Genomic DNA, 19,489 nt, shown 5'->3' on the forward strand with positions numbered 1-19,489 from the left:
TTCACGTTCAATTTTATTTTTTTAAACAAAATTCCTCACTTTTACCGGATTGAGCCACCCGTGCTTCTTTGAACCGAAGTCCATTGCAAGGAAGCAAGGACTAATTTTTCTCAGCACTTCAAAAAACACTGCTTCTGCTTCATAACTGCCGGTAGCAGACATTTGGATATAACGATCTTTTATGATAAATGCAGCCGTTCCTTTTCCATCAGGTAAGGAAGCGCTGTATATCGAGCCAATTTGTGTATAGTGAACGTTCGTTAAGTTGTTCATTAATCGCTGATGCATATGAAAAGCAGGGATTCGTTTCGTCACGTAATCCACTTGTTTCACAAGCATCACCAATTCATCTTCCGTGCGGTTCGTCCAGTGTAACGACTCAAACAAATGAAACAAAATTGATTCTCTGCCAAAATAATGATGCGCAAATTCATCCTCAATCCAATAAATATAATAATGGCGTTCCATGTCTATCCCTTCCTTTCACATTTCGTCAATCTCGTATATTGCTTGTATTATACAAAAATGTGAAAGAAAGAATTGTCTATATATGAAGCAAGAAGAAACTAGTTTTGTCAAAAAAACGAGAAAAAAGAAAAAAGTTTGCAGAGCGGATGAAAATGCTCTGCAAACAGATGAAAAAAAGCATGATGCTTGGAGACTGGTTATTTGTTCAGCTTCGCTTTCACGCGGCTGACGACATTGCTGACCGTAAAGCCGTATTTCTCAATAATGGTTTCACCAGGTGCAGAAGCGCCAAATTTATCAATGGCAATTACATCACCATCAAGACCAGTGTAACGCTCCCAGCCAAGTGAAGCCCCCATTTCAATCGCAATACGAGCCCGCACTGCTGTAGGAAGGACTGATTCTTTGTATTCGTCTGACTGCTGATCGAAACGATCCCATGCAGGAAGACTGACAACAGACGCGCGAATCCCTTCTTTCTCAAGTGCTTTTTGCGCTTCAATCGCTAAACCGACTTCAGATCCAGATGCGAGTAGAAGTGCTTCTGGCTGTGCATCAGCAGCTTCAACGACGACGTATCCACCCTTTTCTACTCCCTCATATGCCTTCTCAGGTGCTTGGTCAATCGTTGGAAGGTTTTGACGAGTCAGAACTAGTGCTGTCGGTTTATCCGTTGAAGATACAGCAAGTTTCCACGCTGCAGCTGTTTCGTTTCCATCCGCAGGGCGAATGACAGAAAGGTTCGGCATCGCACGTAATGAAGCAAGCTGTTCAACCGGCTCATGCGTCGGACCATCTTCACCAACAGCGATACTGTCATGAGTAAAGACATAAGTGACTGGAAGTCCCATTAAGGCAGCAAGACGAATCGCTGGTCTTAAGTAATCTGAGAAAACAAAGAACGTTCCGCCGAATACACGAAGGCCGCCGTGAAGCGCCATACCGTTTAACGCGGCACCCATTGCAAATTCTCTGACGCCGAACCAAATGTTCTTGCCGGCATAATGATCTTTACCAAAATCGTCTGTGTTTTTAATCGTTGTTTTGTTTGAACCTGCAAGGTCAGCAGACCCGCCAATGAAGAAAGGTACTTGCTTCGCAATGCCATTTAATACTTCGCCTGAAGAAGCGCGGGAGGCAAGACTTGAACCTGCTTCATAAACAGGAACCTCTTGATCCCAATTCTCAGGAAGCTTTCCTTCAATCGCAAGCTGCAATTGAGCTGCAAGCTCAGGGTATTCTTTTTCATATTGCGCAAATCGTTCATTCCAAGCTGCTTCTTTTTTCTGACCAGCGTCTTTTACAGCTTCTTTGAAATGATCGTACACTTCAGAAGGTACATGGAAATCTTCTTCAAACGTCCAAGAGTAAGCTTCCTTCGTCAGCTTGGCTTCATCGCTGCCAAGTGGTGCACCATGCACACCAGACGTTCCTGCACGGTTTGGCGATCCGAAACCGATTGTTGTTTTCACTTCAATCAGTGTAGGTCTGTCTGTGCTTTGTTTTGCCTTTTCGATAGCAGCCGTCACTTCATCAATGTTATTGCCGTCTTTCACATAAAGAACTTCCCAGTTCATCGCTTCAAAACGATTCTTCACATTTTCAGAGAATGAACGATCTAGGTCGCCATCTAAAGAAATATCATTTGAATCATAAAGAACAATTAAACGGCCTAAGCCTAAATGACCAGCAAGGGAAGCAGCTTCAGAGGAAATTCCCTCCATTAAGTCTCCATCTCCGCAAATGCTGTATGTATAGTGATCTACAACATTAAAGTTGTCTTTGTTATACGTTTCCGCAAGATGTCTTTCTGCAAGTGCCATACCAACTGCCATGGCAATCCCCTGCCCTAAAGGACCTGTTGTAGCATCTACACCCTCTGTATGTCCAAATTCAGGATGTCCAGGTGTTTTGCTACCCCATTGGCGGAATTGTTTTAGATCATCGATGCTCAGGTTGTATCCGCTTAAATGAAGCATGCTATATAGAAGCATAGAACCATGTCCCGCAGATAATACAAAACGGTCTCTGTTAAACCAATTTGGGTTTTGCGGACTTACGTTTAAGTGATTCGTCCATAAAGCGTATGCCATTGGTGCAGCACCCATCGGCATTCCAGGGTGACCGGAATTCGCTTTTTCAATTGCGTCTATGGAGAGAGTACGTATTGTTGCAATAGATTTCAATTCAATCGTTTCCATATAAATCCCCTTCCGTATCTTGTGTACACCATTATCATAAATCTACTGTCCTTTTTTCACAACTATTTCACGCTGAAAAAGAAGGATTTTGTCACATTTAGTTTATCGATCACCTAAAAAGTTATGCAAATATGAAAAAAGATGAGAATATTCTTCCCATCTTTTCAAAATTCAAGAAATCATAAGCTTAATGAAGGTTTTGATCTCTTTCTCTTTTTAATTTTTCTGGTGTGACATCGTTTCCTTCAGGGTCAACGATTTTCACGGTTTTAAGTGTATTTTTCATAGAAGAACGAAAAGCTTTTAAATACTCTTCTCTTAATTGCTTTTGTTCTGTTTTTTCAGCGTCTGACAAACCGGTCTCTTTTGACTTTTTTGAAAGCTCATTGATTCTTGCAAGCTGATTTTTAGAAATCATGACTAACTCCTTTAAAACATTTTCTCTACATACTACTAAATATCAATCATTTTGACAACAAATCAAGCTTTAGGTGGTCAGACCTTTTTCATATTCTTGATATCTTCTATGGACCGTTGCTTTTGAAATGTCAAAACCTAGTGCCTGAAGAGTTGCTGCGATTTCTGCGAAGGTCATGTTATTTTTTCTTAATCGAACAATTTCTGAAATCGGCACTTCAATACGCTCACGGCCAGGCGCATGATCCTGCTGTTTTAAATTCAGTTCGGGCTGATACCCGCGTTCAACAGCTCTTCTCATTCCCCGCTTAATTTTCAGGTTATGAATTTTTCGTTGATACTCTTCAACGACTCCTACGATTTCAATCACCATTTCATCTGCTTCTGAAAGCTCAAGCTCGCCTCTATGAAACGTACTGTACACCTTCACATTCTCTTTAAAAAGACAATGAAGAAGCGCAATTTTTGCTTGTCCTCTTCCGAGACGTGTTTCATCCTGGATAAGAACAGCATCAATTGACTCTTCTTTTAGTGTAGCTAGCATATCAAACACACCATCGCGATCTAGATCATACCCGCTTGCTTTTTCTTTAATGACTTTAACCACATTCATCTTGTGCATAGCAGCTAAAGCTAGCAATTCTTCTTCTTGTCTCTTCAGCGAGGTTTCCTGCTCTTCTTTGACAGTGCTTACTCTCGCATAGATGATTGCATTCATGTCTTCAATCGACCTTTCTACTGTACTGTTGCAAGTTGATATACGACTGGATGCTCTTTTTTGACTGGTATGACAAGGATGTCACCAGGCTGAATTTCTGTTGAAGCAAGATCATTGTGCTGAGTGACCCAGTCAATAAACGCATTTTTATCGATTGATTTGCTGTCGTTTACTTGATCAGCTAACCCCCAAAGAGTATCACCTGATTGAACTTCTATTTTAACATACTGATTTGGATCATTATGGCTTGTGAATGCAATAAGTGAGAGAAATATGCCAACGATGAATGAGAATACCCCAATAAAAATAATAGATTCTTTTAACCTCATAATGTCATCTCTCCTAATAGAATGTGTGTTCGTTCTTTCTGACACTTATTATAAATACGAACAAACGTTTCTGTCAAACGTTTTTTTCGAACCTATGTTTGTACTGTTAGGAAAAACATGCTATAATTTCTTTAAAATTGACGTTTTGAGGTGCAAAAGATGACGAAGCTATCAAAAAGACAACTCGATATCCTGACATTCATCAAAGAAGAAGTAAAAAGCAAGGGCTACCCCCCATCCGTTCGTGAAATTGGAGAAGCTGTCGGTCTAGCATCCAGTTCAACGGTTCATGGACATTTAGCTAGACTAGAAACGAAGGGCTTAATTAGAAGAGACCCGACAAAACCTAGAGCGATCGAAGTATTAGATGAAGAGGAAATGAATATTCCAAAGAGTGCTGTAATGAACGTACCTGTCATCGGAAAAGTAACAGCAGGCCTGCCTATTACGGCTGTTGAGAATGTTGAAGAATACTTCCCTCTTCCAGAGACTTTTGCAGCACCAGATGAACAAGTATTTATGCTTGAAATTATGGGAGAAAGTATGATTGACGCAGGAATTTTGGACAAGGACTATGTCATTGTGCGTCAGCAAAGCACTGCTAACAATGGAGATATTGTCGTCGCCATGACAGAGGAAGATGAAGCGACAGTGAAACGTTTCTATAAAGAAGATACACACTTTAGATTACAGCCAGAAAACCCATCTATGGAACCGATTATTTTACAGAATGTAAGTATACTAGGTAAAGTGATTGGCGTATTTAGAAATATTCACTAAAAAAAGCCGGTATTTCATCAGTTAATGATGAGAACCGGCTTTTTTTTATGAACAAGAATAGGCAAGAATACTCGAGCTTGGGAAGGAACCAAAGGTAAAGTTCGGCCAAATAAAGCCAGTTGTTCTCCCGAAAGGCTGTGAGGATAGGACATACATTAAAAATACTTGACCGTTTCTCATAAACACAATCGTCCACCTTCTATTACATCCCGCGGCAAATTGAACCGATTGCTGACCTCCACCTGTTTGCCCTGAAATAAGTGACTGCATGCTTTGAGGCTGTGATAATGCTTGCTGATATTGCGAAATGATATGCTGTGGTGGGGCTGGCGGGGCTGATCCACTAGATCCGGGCCCAGTGCCTCCTCCTCCGATTGGAAACCCTGGAAATCCTCCACCTTGAGAAGGGAGAGACGGCCAACCTTGCATCTGCCTATCATATGAGTACCCATTCCACATACCTTCATACGGATAATACATATTCAACACCACTTTCTTAGACATTCATCACGATAGTATATGTCATAAATGAAAAAGCGTGTTGAACGTCCAAACAGAAACTTTTCCAAAAAACGTTTTGTTCTTCTTTAGAACGGTTAAATAGTAGATATAAAGAAAAAATAAAAAAATGAAAACTTTTTGCCACCCTCAAACGTTATATATATAGAAAGAAAAGAAATAAAAAACATTTAGATTTAACACTTGTAATATCGCTGTAATTATTGTAACATTTGTAACATAAGAAGTTTTCATTGAGAAAAGGAGGCAATCGCCTTGAAAAAATTATTCGTTTTATTAACTGCTATTATGCTTATGATCTCATTACAATCTACAACATTGGCCGCTTCTAAAAAACCAGCCACTTTGACAAATAAAGAAGCGTTACATATTGCCCTTGATGCACGGGAACACTTTTGGAGTGCGATGTCAGGCTACAAAATTAATGAACATTCTGATTACAAATTAAAATCATTTAGCTATAAAGACATGACTTACAACTATCTTTCTAAAACATTTGATACAAAGAAAAAACTAAACAGCTACCTATCTCAAGTTTTCACAAAAGAAGCCATCAATCAAGGTTTAAAAGACTACCAGTTCATTGTTCATAAAGGCAAAATGGCTGTTCCAGTGGGCGACGGAGACAATATGCTTAATTGGGATAAAGCGACACCTAAACTTGTCTCTAAAAAACAAACAGTCCGCACTTATGAATTCACTGTCCCAACACTTGATGGACGCAAAGTACAAAGAACGGTTACGTTCGAAAAAGGACAAAAAGATTGGAAAATCACAAAAATTGACGCTGTTATCTAAATAAAAAACCAGGCCATTCAATCGGCCTGGTTTTTATATTGAAGTAAATTCAGTCATGCGGTCTAGGGCGTGAGCAAGTGATGATGCCGTGCGAAATTCATTAAAAGGAAGCCCGAGCTGCACAGCGGTTTGGGCAATTTCTGGTCTGATCCCTGAAATGGTCGTCTCTACTCCAATTAACCGAAGTGATGTGACAAGATCAAAGATTTGATGAGCCACCATTGTATCAATAATGACAACGCCCGATAAATCAATACATAAATGCTGTACACCTTTTTGTGAGCACTGTTTCAACGTATTTTCTAAAATAATCTTCGCTCTCGCTGTATCAATATCACCTACTAACGGCAATAACGCAATATGACTTTTTAAAACAATGACAGGTGAGCTCAGCTCGTAAATCATGTCTCTTTGTGCCACGAGCTTCCTCGTTGTATTTTTCACATATTGTTGGATGAACATATGAATTGAAATATTAAACGCCTCTGAAATTAAATCATACCAATAAAAGATGCGGTCAATATCAATTTCATCTTGACGCTGCTTAATAAATTCTTTTAAGTAATGAAGGACTACTCTTTGATTGGACATGTATTCTCTCACAACGTAATCTAATGGTGTGTTTAAATGCTTTGGGTCACTGGCTAAGTCTTCAGACCACTTTTTAAACTCAGTATGTAAATACGTCTTGTCTTCAATAAGAGCACGTATAAAATGCTGGTAATAATCCTGATTTTGCCGTTTTAGCTCTGATATGATGCTGGAATCTGTTGAACGATATATTGATTCTGGATCATCATCTTCAATTGAATCATACCAAGTTTCAGTCAGTTTCTCTGCATGTTGCATGAAATAATCGTATAATGCACGGTTCTTATCCATAAGCATATGTCCCTTCACATTTTCTTCTTGTCTGTCTTTGTATCTTATAGATCAATTGTACCACTGAATCTTTTGTCCCTGCTAGCTCCAATACGCTCTGATCGAACAAAAAAGGCACCTACTCACAGGCGCCTCTCTTTTAGTTTTATTTCACAATAAATAAAATTCTTTTCCCATCAGGATACCCGCTCATCTGGTGCCCGACCCATGAGCCCGCTCCCCTATTATCAGACGGGCTGACATATTGAACACTCGCCCCTTTTCCTCCTTCAAGACAAACTGCCATCGGCCACTCATCTCGGTCGAATCCGGGTTTAGTCGGAATGCCTTTTAATGATTCTTGCCTGCGGGCATCTGCTCCATTTCGGTCTATCGTACACACATCTGAATGCCCTTTTCGAATGGCTTCTTGAATATGACTGCCTGTTTCAGGGTACCGTTCCTTTGGAAATTGAATAACATGATCATATCGATCCGCACCTTTTGCCGCATGTTCCTCCCCAAATCCACCTAACAGCGTGCCCATCCATATCACAAAGCATAAGGCGACAGCAGTAATCCAGCCTCTTCTCATCTTCAAAAGTGTGAGACCTCCTCATTTTTCTCAAGTAGAATCTTGACTTAAAGGAAATGTGTCATTTTAATGTATGAGTCGTTCACGAATGACATGTGAAAAAAATGAAGAGGCTGAAAACTCAATGAATCTTTCAAGCATAGACAGTTAGACACTTGTATCCACATAAAAAAGCTTGTCCCCTATGAAGGAAACAAGCTTTATGATCTAGCTTTTATTGCGCTTTTGCATAGTTGATAAATTCAACAAAGGCAGCTGTCGCTTTTGGACCGCCATTAATCGTTCCGTTTGAATACCCTGCGTTATGAACCCCAACGATTTGCTGATTTTGATCTAGCATCGCTGAGCCTGAATTTCCGCTAAATGTATCAATCGTATAGTATGCGAGATTCGTATCTTCTCTTGTCACAGGACCTGACATCTCCCACTGCGACACCTTGCCAGTCGATCTCATTTTATCACCTGGATATCCAGAAATTTTAATCGTTGTTCCAGTTAAGTTTGTCACCTGACGGATGGAACGGTAACCGACTGTATTGCCAATGTTCGTATCTGTTTTGATCACGGCAAAATCATATTGGCTCGCACCTGTATTGATATATCCGCTTGGTACATAGAACTCTGTCATATTTGCTGACCCATTTACCGCAGTGCTATCATTCATCCCTGGATACACCGATCCTTTTGCACTATAACTTCTTGATGCTGTATTGTACACGCAGTGTCCGTTTGTCAAAATTTTGTTAGGGGCAATGAGTGTCCCCGTACAGCTTGAGCCGCCAAATGTAATATAAGCAATTGAATTATATGGTGCTACTCTTGTGTTTGCTACTTTTGTTCTACCATCGTCTCCAATGACGACTTTAGTTTGAAAGTCTTTTAAATATTTTGATAGTGGTTTTACTTTTTCGCCAACAGTTGAAGATAGATCATCCACTTTGTCAAAGGATGAGGGGGATTTCGTATCATTGTGGAAATCACTTGAAGAGATCACCTTTCCATCAGAAGTCACCATATCATAATCAGACGTTAGTACTGAATCCGATGCGGCGTGGGCAAAACTAGGCACACTTAAAGCACCAAAAACGAGTAGAGAAGGGAGTAACATTTTCACCTTTTTCATCATATTCCTCCTTTATGTCCTATATCAAAAATGATACGATTGTTTCATATTGGAGTAAATGAGAGAATATTCTTATTTTTTCAAAATATTTCATTTTTAAATTAGGTGTTTTGTATCTTTCCAACTTTCATTCTATCGATCTCACCTCTCTTGATGAAACAGAAAAAACCGCCTAATTGGCGGTCTTTCCTTTTGTTAGCTCCACACATCTTTTACATATCTATTGTCATTTGCAAGAGTGGTTAGCCAATTTTCAGCTGCTTCCTTCGTGCATTGTTTCTCGTGTTGATAGAGGTCGATCAGTGTAGCCTCTACATCCGGTGCCATGACTTTTCCGTCCCCGCACACGTAAAGATACGCACCTCCATCGAGTAATTTGATTAGCATACCGCCGTCTTCTTTTAACAAATGCTGGACATATATTTTTTGGTCTTTGTGACGAGAATAAGCCCGGTGGATGTGGACAACTCCTTTTTGCGCCGCAAGCTGCATTTCTTCAAAATACAGATCATCTTCATGAGGGTGACGGCAGCCAAAATACAGGTGAGCTTCCCCTAGTGGTTTGCCTTCCTTCTGCCACACTTCTCTTGCTTGAACAAATCCTCTAAATGGAGCGATTCCTGTACCCGGTCCGATCATGATCATCGGTAATTCAGATGAAGGTGGCAGCTGGAATCCTGCCTGCGCTTCATGGAGGAAGCAGGCGACTTCTTCACCTTCCTTCAGACCGCATAAATAGTTTGATGCGACTCCGGCATATTCTCCGCGGCCGCTCCACGCTTTCCCTTTCACAACCGCCACTGTGATACTGACTCTTTTTTCATCGACCTTTGATGAGCTAGAAATAGAATAATAGCGCGGCTTCAAACCTGGTAAAAGTGCTAAAAAGTGCACAAATGGCAGCTCACATGCTTCATATTGATCTAGTAAGTCAAGCATGGTTACTCGTTTCTTTAAAATAGCTTCTTGATACGCTTCACCAGCCATTTGCTCAAGCTCCACGCGGTGAGGCGGACAAACTGTATATGCGGCGAGCTCTCTTAGCTGCGTACGTGTTGCAGGCTCTTGAAGCTCAACATGTGACGCAAGTAATTCTCTCATTTGAATCGGCTGATCTAAAGGTAAATGATTTGCTTCTTTCTCAGAAGAAAGCTTGATGTGCTGCTTAGGATCTAGATTGAAGCGATTGATCACCCGCTGCACGAGTGCATCACAATTTTTCGGAACAATTCCGATATGATCCCCTTCTTTGTATTTTTTCCCTTCAGGCAATTGCAGTTCAATATGTCTTGTTTGCCGCTCACTTTTCTCAGATTGTAATTCCTCATTTTTCAGTACAACAGCTGAAAAGGCACCATATGTTTTCGCCACAGGACGTTCTACTAGCTCATTTGTATAAGCAACTGATAGTTTTGAGTTTTCCTTACCTTTTTCTTGGAAGGTGAGCTTAAATTCTTTTGCGAGCTGCTTGAAGACCGTTTTCTGGAATGTTTCTTTATCCTCATCCATATCTCCGCCTGCATCACCTTCTCCTAAATCAGCTACACGCTTCGCACCTTTTCTTTCAAGTGCTTCATCAATGAGACGAGGAATACGCTGGTACGTACTCGCCCAATTTCGATCTCCGCATCCAAACACAGCAAATGTCACGTTTGTTAAATACTGCTCTTTCTCCTGCGTGACCCAATCCACAAATTTTTTCGCATGGTCAGGCGGATGTCCATTATATGAAGCGGTCACGATGAAGACTGCACCCTTATCTGGTAATTGGCGTGTATAGTCATCAAGCGGAGCAGTGGTCACATCAAACCCTTTTGCTTTTCCTTCTTCAGCCAATTCGTTTGCGATTTGCTGCGCCGTGCCAAGATTTGATCCATATAAAACAAGCAGTGGTGTACCATGACTCTTCACTTTAGACTCATCAGTTGTGGTGCTTTTTTTCGTCTCTTCTTTCGGTGGTACCATAAAGAGTTGCTGCTTCCTTGGCCGCACTTTGATTTTAAAATCGTTTGGCTTAATCGTTAAAGATTCTTTTAAATCAAGTTCGTATGATGTGTGATCAATCAATTCCAGGTTGTGCAAGACCATTGCTAGCACCATTGTGGCTTCATGAAGAGCAAATTGCATACCAATACATGCACGCTGTCCATTCCCAAAAGGCTTGTAGGCATGCTGCGGGATCTTTTCAGGGTGTAGAAACCGCTCTGGTTTAAATTCTTCCGCATCCTCTCCCCATACCGCTTGATCACGATGTAACTTAGGTAGCAGCACGGAGACACTTTGGTTCTTTTCAATCGAATATTTCCCTCCGATGACGGTGTCCTCTTTCGCATAAAGAGAGAACGTAGGCGCTGTTGGCCAGAGGCGAAGAGATTCATTTAAAACCATACGAGTGTAATTTAGTTTTTGTACCTGCTTAAATGTTGGCAGTCCGCCTTGCAGCACATCATCTGCTTCTTGGACGGCTTTCTTTAATTTTTCTGGATTCTTTAATAAGAAATAAATCGCAAAGGATAGCAGCCCGCTTGTTGTTTCGTGCCCAGCTATCAAGAAGGTAATGATTTGATAGCGAATATTTTCATCTGACAGGCGCTCTCCTGTTTCAGGGTCCTTTGCATGCAGCATGAGGGACAGTAAATCATTGCCCGTTTTATCTTGTTTTTTCCGTTCTTGAATAATGTCATCTACTAATTGGTTCATAAAATCGACATTTTCTTCAAATTTTTTTCTTCTTTTGATCATTAGCTTATCTGCAACCGGCAACCGGCTCGCCTGATCCATCGCTTCGTTTAAACCATTCAGCATACTTTCGATGAATGGATGCTGATTTTCTTTATAAAAACTGTTAAACCTGAAATCAAAACCACAAAGTCCGATCGTATCTAAAGTAAGCTTTGTCATATCCTCTGCTACTTCAATTTCTTCATCACGGCCTGTTCTTTGCCATTTTTGTACAAGCTGTGTGGCAATATCGAGCATCATCTCATGATAGCCCTTCATGGCCTGCTGACTAAACGCCGGCATCAAGATGTGGTGAGCCTTTCTCCAGTTCGGTTCTTCTGTCCAGCTCGTAAATAACCCATCCCCTGCAAATGCTCTTACTTTATTGAGACTAGTCCCAATGTATTTATCAAAACGGCTCTCATCACATATTTCTTGGACAAGTTCATGATTAGAAACAAAAATACTTGTTGCTTTTGAAAATTCAAACTGAAAGATCGGTCCTAATTCATCTGCTAGCCTCCAAAAGGTTTGAGAAAGCTCACCCTTTTTGATATGGGGAATATTTTTAAAAGGTCCGTATGTTTTTGGTTTTGGAATGATTGATGTTTGTTGCATGTGCCCACTCCCTTTATATCATTAAGAAGCAACGCTAATGGCGCGCCATAAACATTGCTCAATGTCCTCTAGAAATTCAATCGTTGGCTCTATTTCTTCTGCAAGAATTTGTTTATGCAGCTGTACAAAGGCACCAAATACAATCGATAGAATGGTTCTACCTGAAAGATTTGGATGAATCCCATCCTTTTTCCCTTCTTCAAAGATAAGGAATAGTTCATGTAACAAATGCTGCATTTTCTCTTTGCTCGTCTCGTCTAAGTAATGGGATCGCTTATCAATTTCTAAAAAATATAGCCCGCTTGGATTCTCCTTTGTAAATAAAACCAAGCAATAAAATACATGCTTAAAGTACGCCCGAATACTCGCCTTTGGATCTGGACTGTTTGTGTTCATTTTTTCGATAAATGAAGAAAGGCTGCGCTGGTACAAAATATTGACGAGTGCCTCTTTACTGTCGAAATAACGGTAAATGGTTCCCGCTCCGACGTTTGCTCTTTTTGAAATCATCGGCATCGTGGTCCCATCAAAGCCCCGTTCAATAAATAAGTCCAACGAAGCCTTCATAATCTGTTCTTGTTTATCAGTCACTGCTGGCACTTCATCCCCTCCTCACCATAGGAATGAACGTTCATTCCGAAAACGGTATATTATCTTAATATTTTAATTTCTTCTATATACACTTAAACACATTTATTTTTTTCCGTCATCACATTTTCTGAAAATAATAATAATTGAGAAATCATGCCTAGTCAGACAGCAGCCAAAGGACTTATAAATATTGTCAGATATGTGTCAGGAGGGTGACATCAGCACTACACCTTCATTCTTGATCAATCGGAGAGTGAATGTGGTCGTCATATGTATCAATATATAAACTGCCATTACTTGAACGGACTGCGTATACAATGTCCTTTAAGGAGAGCTGCCTTTTCTTAAGCTCTTCATCTATCCACTCCACAGTTAATTGATTTTCTTGAATGTTTTTCAAAATGAGCTTTCCGTCCATGATCACTTCGATAGGCATGTAGCCCTCTGCCTTCATATACAATTGAAGATCCTTCCGAGTGACATTTTCAAACGAAGGATATTTTTTCACTGACATATGTCCATCTGTTTCAATCATGGCAAATTCAACTTCGCTAATATCAAAAATGTCTTTTTCTCTCAGCTGCTGATTTAAATAATCAAGTGTATACCTCATTCCCTTCATATTCTCTTCAAGAATTTTTCCATTTTGTATGACAAGGGTTGGTTTACCGGCCATAAATCCTCTCAATTTTCGGCTCCTTAAAGCTATCAGCGAAATCACATAAATGATCATGACAAGCGTGACAAAGGAAATCGTCGTGTGATGAAACGGAAGCGTTGTATTAAACGCGAGACTCGCCGCAATTGAACCTAAGCTAATGGCTGCTATAAAATCAAAAATATTCATTTGCGCTATGGTTTGCTTTCCAAGAAGACGTGCTCCGCCAAATAAAATCGCAAAAGCAAACATCGTCCGTAAAATGACTTCAATATGGTCAGGCATGTAAGGGTCCACCTTTCAATTGCATCAAAAAAAGCCTTTTCTTTAGAAAAGACTCCTTTTTAGACTATGTATTTATTCCATCATTATTCAACTCGGCAGCATCGCTTTGCTCAAATTGTGAGCGCAGCTCAATAATGGAGCTATTTCTGACAGCATTGGCATCTTGCTCAAGAAGCCACGTATAAAATCTAGCTTGCTCCGCTGTTTGCAATGCCTGCATATATTTTTGCGTGGAACGCTTCTCTGCAACGCGCTGTTTGATCGCGCGCATCTGCTTCCAGAATTGATAATAAGGAAGCTTGAGCTTAGTCATAAAGCCGCGATGATCCTCAATGACATATCCCTCTTCTTTGATCGAGTCGTCATGAGAAACGGCCTGATACCATTTATAAAAAGACGTCCAATCGTGGAACACAGCCTCTTCCTGCTTGCTGGATATTCCAAGCTGTTCGCTTACTCTTTTCACTTCAGTAAATGGTGTCTTTTCATAGCTTAGCTGACGCTTCACTATATCAAGCAAAATGAGTTGATCATGATCATATGTGATAATATGCGGGTCTTTCTTTGGCAAAATGACTTCAAACACAAGAGATGGCATTGTGGTCACGTACGTATGATTTGATGTAGTCGACCTGCACGTCTCCGAAGGTCTGATAGAATAACTCTTCGACCCAGGAAGCATGCTGATTTTGCTTCACATGAGATGTATACGATTTGGACGTAAACACCAATTCATCTTCCATTTCGTTATACCCAACCGTCCCTAAATATCCATTTGCTTTATCATAGACGGTAATAGGGAATTGAAGATGATTCACTAAATGATGCATTTTTGTCTCCGGACGCTCATCAATGTTAAAAAATTTGTTGTAGCTTCTTGAAACAATCTGCTTTGACACCATATTGACAAACAAGCCTCTTGCCTTCACATTCACATCATCCCACTGCCGTTCACTAAACGCTTTTTTCGTAAAATTAAAAGATGAAATGTGGTGCGGAAGCTTTAATTCCTGTACATATTCATGTTGATCTAAGTGAGCTAAAAAGTCATCTAGTGAGATATCTGGTTGAATAGCGGCTGATGGTTTTTTCTCAGAAGCTCTATAGACTGGGTTGTCAATTTCATGAGTCTCAATCCCGTCAGCTGTGATTTTCAACACCCTCAGCTGTCCCCCGAATTCAACCTGGCCTTCTAGATTATAAGATCTTTCCGCTGCTTGAGTAGGCAGCCTGTATAAATTGCGATGCCCGTGAATTTGAATGACATCTAATCCAGCAGTATTTTGAACAAACAAGTGATCAATGTCATCTGAATATTCACCTACACCGTGAATGAGCTGCTGTGTTGAGACATGCAGAAGCTCTTCTGGCAAATGAGCAAGCCCCCCGTGGGTAACAAGAAATGTCTTGTCATGGTACGTAAAATAAGTAAGCTGATGAAATGTTCTGACAAACTTCCGTACTTCTTTTAAATCAAAGTCTGCTTCGATTTCAGGTGCAGTATGCCGGTTAAACATATTGCTTCTTACTTTTTCACCATGTGCAAACCGGTATAAATGCTGATCATGATTACCCTCAATCACGATGACATTCCGGCATTCTCTATGTGCGAGCATCCATTCTAATACTTTCTTGTTTTCTATACCTCTATCAAGCAAATCACCTGCAAAGATATAAAGTTCATTTTCTTTAATATCTCCTTGCAAATAGGTGGTCAGAGCGGTATGACAGCCGTGAATATCTCCAAAAACATGAATGACCTCATATTGATCGAAGGATCGAGGCTGATAGGTCATCACTTGCGGATATTCCTCAGGCTGCAAGACAGTCACCCAGGATGGGACCTTTTCTGTTTTTAACCGCTCATTCATTTGATATAAAACAGACTCCCACACAACTTTGTGAGCTTCCCGTGAGCGATTTTGCAATAGAGCTGTTTCAAGCGGCACCTGCGTGAAATCGACGACATACACCCTGTAACGATACGATGTGGCCAGCGATTTATATTGAGATATCGATTTGCTTGAAATATGTGTCGCATCAATCACAGTAAAGTCTCCGCGTTCCATACGTGCTGTAAGCAATTCAAATAATAATGACCAGACTTTATGGTCATGTTTGCTTGAAATTTCTGGTTTCCCATTGACAGATAACTGCGGAGGCTGGGTCAAAAGACGAATCTGATCCGCTGATAACGTGTAAGGCTCTAAGCCTTGGGCTTTGATCCAAGTTGATTTCCCTACCCCTGGGAGACCTCGTAAAAGGACTAAAGTTCTCATATTGGTTCTCCTTTAATAAGTGATATTTTACCTATTATAGATAAATGATGGATAAATCTCAATCTTTTATCGATTATGGTAATATATAGATAGAAAGGGAGGTTTTACGTATGTCTAATGGGGAGAATATGGCATTTAACATGGGTGATCTTCTATTTCAAGTGTTCTCTCTTCTATTCATTGCTGCTATCGTGACGATTATTGTCATTGCTTTTCGAATGATCAGAAGAAAACGAATGGAATTGAAGAAGGTTAAGGAAAGATTGAACAAAGTGATAGAAAAAAACGATTTAAAAGAGTAAAAATCCGGAATTTAACCGGATTTTTTTTGTTTCATCACAATTCTTTGACGCTGCTGCATCAAAAAGAAAAAGACGCCTAAAAGGACAAGAAAACCGCCACACATTTGGAGCAGCGTGACTTTTTCTCCAAGCAGCCATACAGCAAGAATCGTGGCTCCAACAGGTTCGCCAAGGATACTCATTGAAATGGTTGTGGCATTGACATATGTTAAAAGCCAATTATTAATGACATGAGACATGGTGGGGATGATCGCAAGCAATAAAAAGATTCCCCACTCTTTACCTGGATAGCCTGTAAAAGGAGTTTGCTGAATCCAATTGAATAAAATTAAAAAAAGACCGGCAAAACCAAACACACAAAAACTATAAATCCAATGAGATATCTTTCTGACAGCCTGTTGACCTATTAATAAATAACAAACAACCGCGATCACACTTAAAAAGGATAAAATATCTCCTAGGATGGCTTCCTGGCTATGACCTACGTCTCCCCACCCAATCATCAGTGCACCAACAATTGCGGCACACATCGTCAAAAGTGCAGGCAGCGTCGTTCGTTCACGGAAAATGAGAAAGCCGCCTAACAAGGAGACCATCGGCTGAAGAGCGATGATAATAGTAGAGCTTGCCACAGTCGTCAGCTTTAGTGAGCCAAACCACAACACAAAATGGAGTCCTAAAAAGAAGCCTGACATACATAAGAAAAACCAGTCTCTTCGCTGAATCGAGAGAAATTCTTTTTTTCGTGGCAGAATAAACGGCAGCATAAAAACCGCGGCAAAGATCATTCGATACATGCTTAAAATAGCAGCAGGTGCATTTGACCATTTCACAATAATAGCAGAAAACGAAATGGCAATAATTGAAATCACAAGAGGTAGTGCAATTGATTTCTTTTGAGCAGTTGACTTCATGTCCATAAGCAGCTTCCTTTACATCAGCAGTAGATGAGAAGATCATCTTGTATGTCGTCATCTTACTATGTCCAATCCGCTAGAGGCAAGATGATTTTAAAACTTGTGTGAGCTTTTTTGCATGAAAAAAAGGCTTTCATCTCGAAAGCCCTACTCATCATCTATCAATAGATAAACGGCCCGAACTGGACCATGAACACCTACCACTAAATTCATCTCAATATCCGCAGAGTTACTCGGACCTGATATGAAATGAATCGCACCTTTCGCCTGCTCTCCCTCTTCTACCGAGCGATTAAGAGCCGAAACAGCTTGAATCATCCGCGGAACCACCGTGCTTTTTTCGATACACACGATATACATCATCGGTAAAAAATGGAGCGCTCTTCCTTGCCCTTGATGGGATGAAAGGACGACCGTCCCTGATTCTGCTAAAGTGTAATCACTGAATACAACCGAATACGCCGCTTGTTCTGCCAGCCTGATATTTTCTTCCCTTGATGCCTCAGCATTCCAGCTGGTGACGGCGAATCCTTCGTGCTGCAAGCTGTCAAACATCGGATAAAATCCATATTGTTCAAAACGATGATCGCCCGATGTCATCACAGAACCCTCTCCATACTCTGTCATCAATGATCGTAATACAGAGGGTGCTTCCTCTGGTGTTGTTTCGACCACTCTTGTGTGAATTCGTTGACATTGCTTCTTCAGTTGCTCGACTAGTTCTTCTTTAGACAAAGGTCCGTTTGTTTCCCACTGAACTTGATGCTTCCAAGCTGGACGCTGAATGGATGCAGACGGGGAGGAATCCTTCCCTAATTGCTTACGGATATGAGCTAAAAACGACTCTCGGTGAGAAATAGTTCCCTTCATCACTGCTCCTCCTTCTGTCTCTTTTTAAACCAATCCCTGAATCTTTCTTTACTTGGAGCTGGCAGGTCACGAATATCTGTCCAATTCTTTAAAGGACCTATTCCTTTTGAAATCTGTCCGTTTGAAGCCATACGATTCATCAATACAGGAGCTGCTTTTGTTCCGAATTGATACATCCCGGGAGTCGATGCGCCCATTCCGAACATTTTCATCGCCATCATTTCAGCTTTAGGCGCTCTCCCCTCTTTTTCAACGATGACTTGTCGATGTTTTATTAATAACTCGTGAAGCGGGATCTTTACTGGACAAGCATCTGTGCAAGCCGCGCAAAGACTAGATGCAAAGGGGAGCTCTTGGTAGTCATTATAGCCGCCAAGAAGCGGCGATAAAACAGCACCAATTGGCCCCGGGTAAATCGATCCGTATGAATGTCCGCCCACATGCCGGTAAACTGGGCACACATTGATGCAGGCTGCGCACCGGATACATTGGAGAACAGGCTGAAAGGTTGTACCTAATATATTGGACCGCCCATTGTCCACAATGACCAAGTGAAATTCTTCTGGCCCATCCACTTCTTCTTCTCCTTTTGGTCCGACGACAGAAATGTAACTCGTTAATTTCTGACCGACTGCACTTCTGCACAAAAGACCAACGAGGACATCTAGTTCCTCCATCGTTGGAACAATCCGCTCCATGCCCATAACGGCGATATGTGTCTTTGGGATAGCCGTAACAAGATCCGCATTCCCTTCATTTGTCACAAGGCAAATGGAACCTGTATTGGCGACAGCAAAATTACAGCCGGTGACACCAATATCTGCTTCGAGGAACTTTTCACGTAAAATGGCTCTCACAAAACTCGTCATATCTTCAGGTGTCTCTGACATCTCATATCCGAGCTTTTCGTGAAAGACTTCTCGTATTTGTTCTTTCGTCATATGAAGAGCAGGTGCCACAATATGTGAAGGGGGTTCATGATCATCTACTTGCAGAATATACTCACCAAGGTCACTTTCTACCACCTCACAGCCGATCTCTTCAAGGGCTTGATTCATTTCAATTTCTTCTGTGACCATTGATTTTGATTTAACGATCTTTTTGGCCGCCTTTTTCTGTGCCACATGTTGAATATACGCCGATGCTTCTTCCTTTGTTTTTGCAAAAAAGACATGTCCCCCGCGTGCACTAACGCTTTCACTTAGTTGGTATAAGTAGTCATCGAGATGCTTCAGCGTATGCTGCCTGATTTCCTCGCCAAGTTCTCGCCACTTTTCCCAGTTGCCAAGCTCTTCGCTCGCAGATAGCCGCCTTTCATACAGGCGTTCCTGCGCTGAGGAAACAGCACCTCTCATGACCGTATCTTCTAACCCTTCCCCGATTCGTTCTTTAAAGGCCTTCTCTCCAATTTTCATACTCATGTGCCGTCCCCCTCTTAA

General features: G+C 41.0%; 20 protein-coding genes. 3 read left to right on the forward strand and 17 right to left on the reverse strand.

What is annotated here, in order from left to right; translation table 11 throughout:
- Window positions 1-21 precede the first annotated feature (21 nt).
- From sirA to yneA, 5 genes are all read right to left on the reverse strand, one after another.
- A complete protein-coding gene (gene sirA / locus MHI11_RS10780; RefSeq protein WP_003212113.1) occupies window positions 22-468 on the reverse strand; it encodes a sporulation inhibitor of replication protein SirA in 447 nt (148 codons plus the stop codon).
- Between the two features lie 197 nt (window positions 469-665).
- Window positions 666-2,669: a transketolase gene (gene tkt, locus MHI11_RS10785; RefSeq protein WP_106065350.1), complete on the reverse strand. Its 2,004-nt coding sequence runs from the start codon at window positions 2,667-2,669 to the stop codon at window positions 666-668.
- A 187-nt stretch (window positions 2,670-2,856) separates the two neighbouring features.
- Window positions 2,857-3,087, reverse strand: coding sequence for a DUF896 domain-containing protein (locus tag MHI11_RS10790; protein ID WP_003211509.1), 231 nt, complete (start codon window positions 3,085-3,087; stop codon window positions 2,857-2,859).
- Between the two features lie 69 nt (window positions 3,088-3,156).
- A complete protein-coding gene (locus MHI11_RS10795; RefSeq protein WP_003211322.1) occupies window positions 3,157-3,804 on the reverse strand; it encodes a YneB family resolvase-like protein in 648 nt (215 codons plus the stop codon).
- Between the two features lie 17 nt (window positions 3,805-3,821).
- Window positions 3,822-4,133: a cell division suppressor protein YneA gene (gene yneA, locus MHI11_RS10800; RefSeq protein WP_044141409.1), complete on the reverse strand. Its 312-nt coding sequence runs from the start codon at window positions 4,131-4,133 to the stop codon at window positions 3,822-3,824.
- 159 nt (window positions 4,134-4,292) lie between these two features.
- Here yneA and lexA point away from each other — a divergent pair, with 159 nt between their 5' ends.
- Window positions 4,293-4,913: a transcriptional repressor LexA gene (gene lexA, locus MHI11_RS10805; protein WP_003212311.1), complete on the forward strand. Its 621-nt coding sequence runs from the start codon at window positions 4,293-4,295 to the stop codon at window positions 4,911-4,913.
- Between the two features lie 45 nt (window positions 4,914-4,958).
- Here lexA and MHI11_RS10810 read toward each other — a convergent pair whose 3' ends face one another.
- The gene (locus MHI11_RS10810; protein ID WP_044141410.1) at window positions 4,959-5,393 is read right to left on the reverse strand and encodes a hypothetical protein; all 435 of its coding nucleotides are present in this window, start codon (window positions 5,391-5,393) and stop codon (window positions 4,959-4,961) included.
- Window positions 5,394-5,687: 294 nt separating this feature from the next.
- Between MHI11_RS10810 and MHI11_RS10815 the strand changes: the two genes are divergently transcribed.
- Window positions 5,688-6,230, forward strand: coding sequence for an IseA DL-endopeptidase inhibitor family protein (locus MHI11_RS10815; protein WP_044141411.1), 543 nt, complete (start codon window positions 5,688-5,690; stop codon window positions 6,228-6,230).
- Between the two features lie 33 nt (window positions 6,231-6,263).
- On the opposite strand, the gene MHI11_RS10820 is transcribed toward MHI11_RS10815, so the two are convergent.
- The 8 genes from MHI11_RS10820 to MHI11_RS10855 all read right to left on the reverse strand — a co-directional run bounded on the left by MHI11_RS10820 (window position 6,264) and on the right by MHI11_RS10855 (window position 15,961).
- The gene (locus MHI11_RS10820) at window positions 6,264-7,112 is read right to left on the reverse strand and encodes an STAS domain-containing protein (RefSeq protein WP_044141412.1); all 849 of its coding nucleotides are present in this window, start codon (window positions 7,110-7,112) and stop codon (window positions 6,264-6,266) included.
- A 145-nt stretch (window positions 7,113-7,257) separates the two neighbouring features.
- Complete coding sequence (locus tag MHI11_RS10825) at window positions 7,258-7,638, reverse strand: NucA/NucB deoxyribonuclease domain-containing protein (RefSeq protein ID WP_223251181.1); 381 nt, start codon at window positions 7,636-7,638, stop codon at window positions 7,258-7,260.
- Between the two features lie 262 nt (window positions 7,639-7,900).
- On the reverse strand, window positions 7,901-8,809 hold the full coding sequence (locus tag MHI11_RS10830; protein WP_044141413.1) for a trypsin-like serine peptidase: 909 nt from the start codon (window positions 8,807-8,809) through the stop codon (window positions 7,901-7,903).
- 195 nt (window positions 8,810-9,004) lie between these two features.
- A complete protein-coding gene (locus MHI11_RS10835) occupies window positions 9,005-12,148 on the reverse strand; it encodes a bifunctional cytochrome P450/NADPH--P450 reductase (RefSeq protein ID WP_340961059.1) in 3,144 nt (1,047 codons plus the stop codon).
- Window positions 12,149-12,169: 21 nt separating this feature from the next.
- Window positions 12,170-12,715, reverse strand: a complete 546-nt coding sequence (locus MHI11_RS10840; RefSeq protein ID WP_221450804.1) for a TetR/AcrR family transcriptional regulator — start codon at window positions 12,713-12,715, stop codon at window positions 12,170-12,172.
- 256 nt (window positions 12,716-12,971) lie between these two features.
- On the reverse strand, window positions 12,972-13,682 hold the full coding sequence (locus tag MHI11_RS10845; protein WP_003210832.1) for a DUF421 domain-containing protein: 711 nt from the start codon (window positions 13,680-13,682) through the stop codon (window positions 12,972-12,974).
- 64 nt (window positions 13,683-13,746) lie between these two features.
- The gene (locus MHI11_RS10850) at window positions 13,747-14,280 is read right to left on the reverse strand and encodes a T4 RnlA family RNA ligase (RefSeq protein ID WP_340961061.1); all 534 of its coding nucleotides are present in this window, start codon (window positions 14,278-14,280) and stop codon (window positions 13,747-13,749) included.
- Entirely contained in the window at window positions 14,261-15,961 is a 1,701-nt protein-coding gene (locus MHI11_RS10855) for an RNA ligase (protein ID WP_340961062.1), read from the reverse strand. The genes MHI11_RS10850 and MHI11_RS10855 overlap by 20 nt, the downstream gene beginning before the upstream one ends.
- 110 nt (window positions 15,962-16,071) lie before the next feature.
- Here MHI11_RS10855 and MHI11_RS10860 point away from each other — a divergent pair, with 110 nt between their 5' ends.
- Window positions 16,072-16,263, forward strand: coding sequence for a hypothetical protein (locus tag MHI11_RS10860; RefSeq protein WP_044141417.1), 192 nt, complete (start codon window positions 16,072-16,074; stop codon window positions 16,261-16,263).
- Window positions 16,264-16,274: 11 nt separating this feature from the next.
- On the opposite strand, the gene MHI11_RS10865 is transcribed toward MHI11_RS10860, so the two are convergent.
- The 3 genes from MHI11_RS10865 to MHI11_RS10875 form a co-directional block, all read right to left on the reverse strand.
- The gene (locus MHI11_RS10865) at window positions 16,275-17,183 is read right to left on the reverse strand and encodes a DMT family transporter (RefSeq protein WP_044141418.1); all 909 of its coding nucleotides are present in this window, start codon (window positions 17,181-17,183) and stop codon (window positions 16,275-16,277) included.
- A gap of 144 nt (window positions 17,184-17,327) precedes the next feature.
- Complete coding sequence (locus MHI11_RS10870) at window positions 17,328-18,050, reverse strand: LutC/YkgG family protein (protein WP_044141419.1); 723 nt, start codon at window positions 18,048-18,050, stop codon at window positions 17,328-17,330.
- Entirely contained in the window at window positions 18,050-19,471 is a 1,422-nt protein-coding gene (locus MHI11_RS10875) for a LutB/LldF family L-lactate oxidation iron-sulfur protein (protein ID WP_340961063.1), read from the reverse strand. The genes MHI11_RS10870 and MHI11_RS10875 overlap by 1 nt, the downstream gene beginning before the upstream one ends.
- Between the last annotated feature and the right edge of the window lie 18 nt (window positions 19,472-19,489).

The organism is Bacillus sp. FSL K6-3312 (assembly GCF_038007485.1).
In the GTDB taxonomy this organism is placed as follows: Bacteria; Bacillota; Bacilli; order Bacillales; family Bacillaceae; genus Bacillus; species Bacillus pumilus.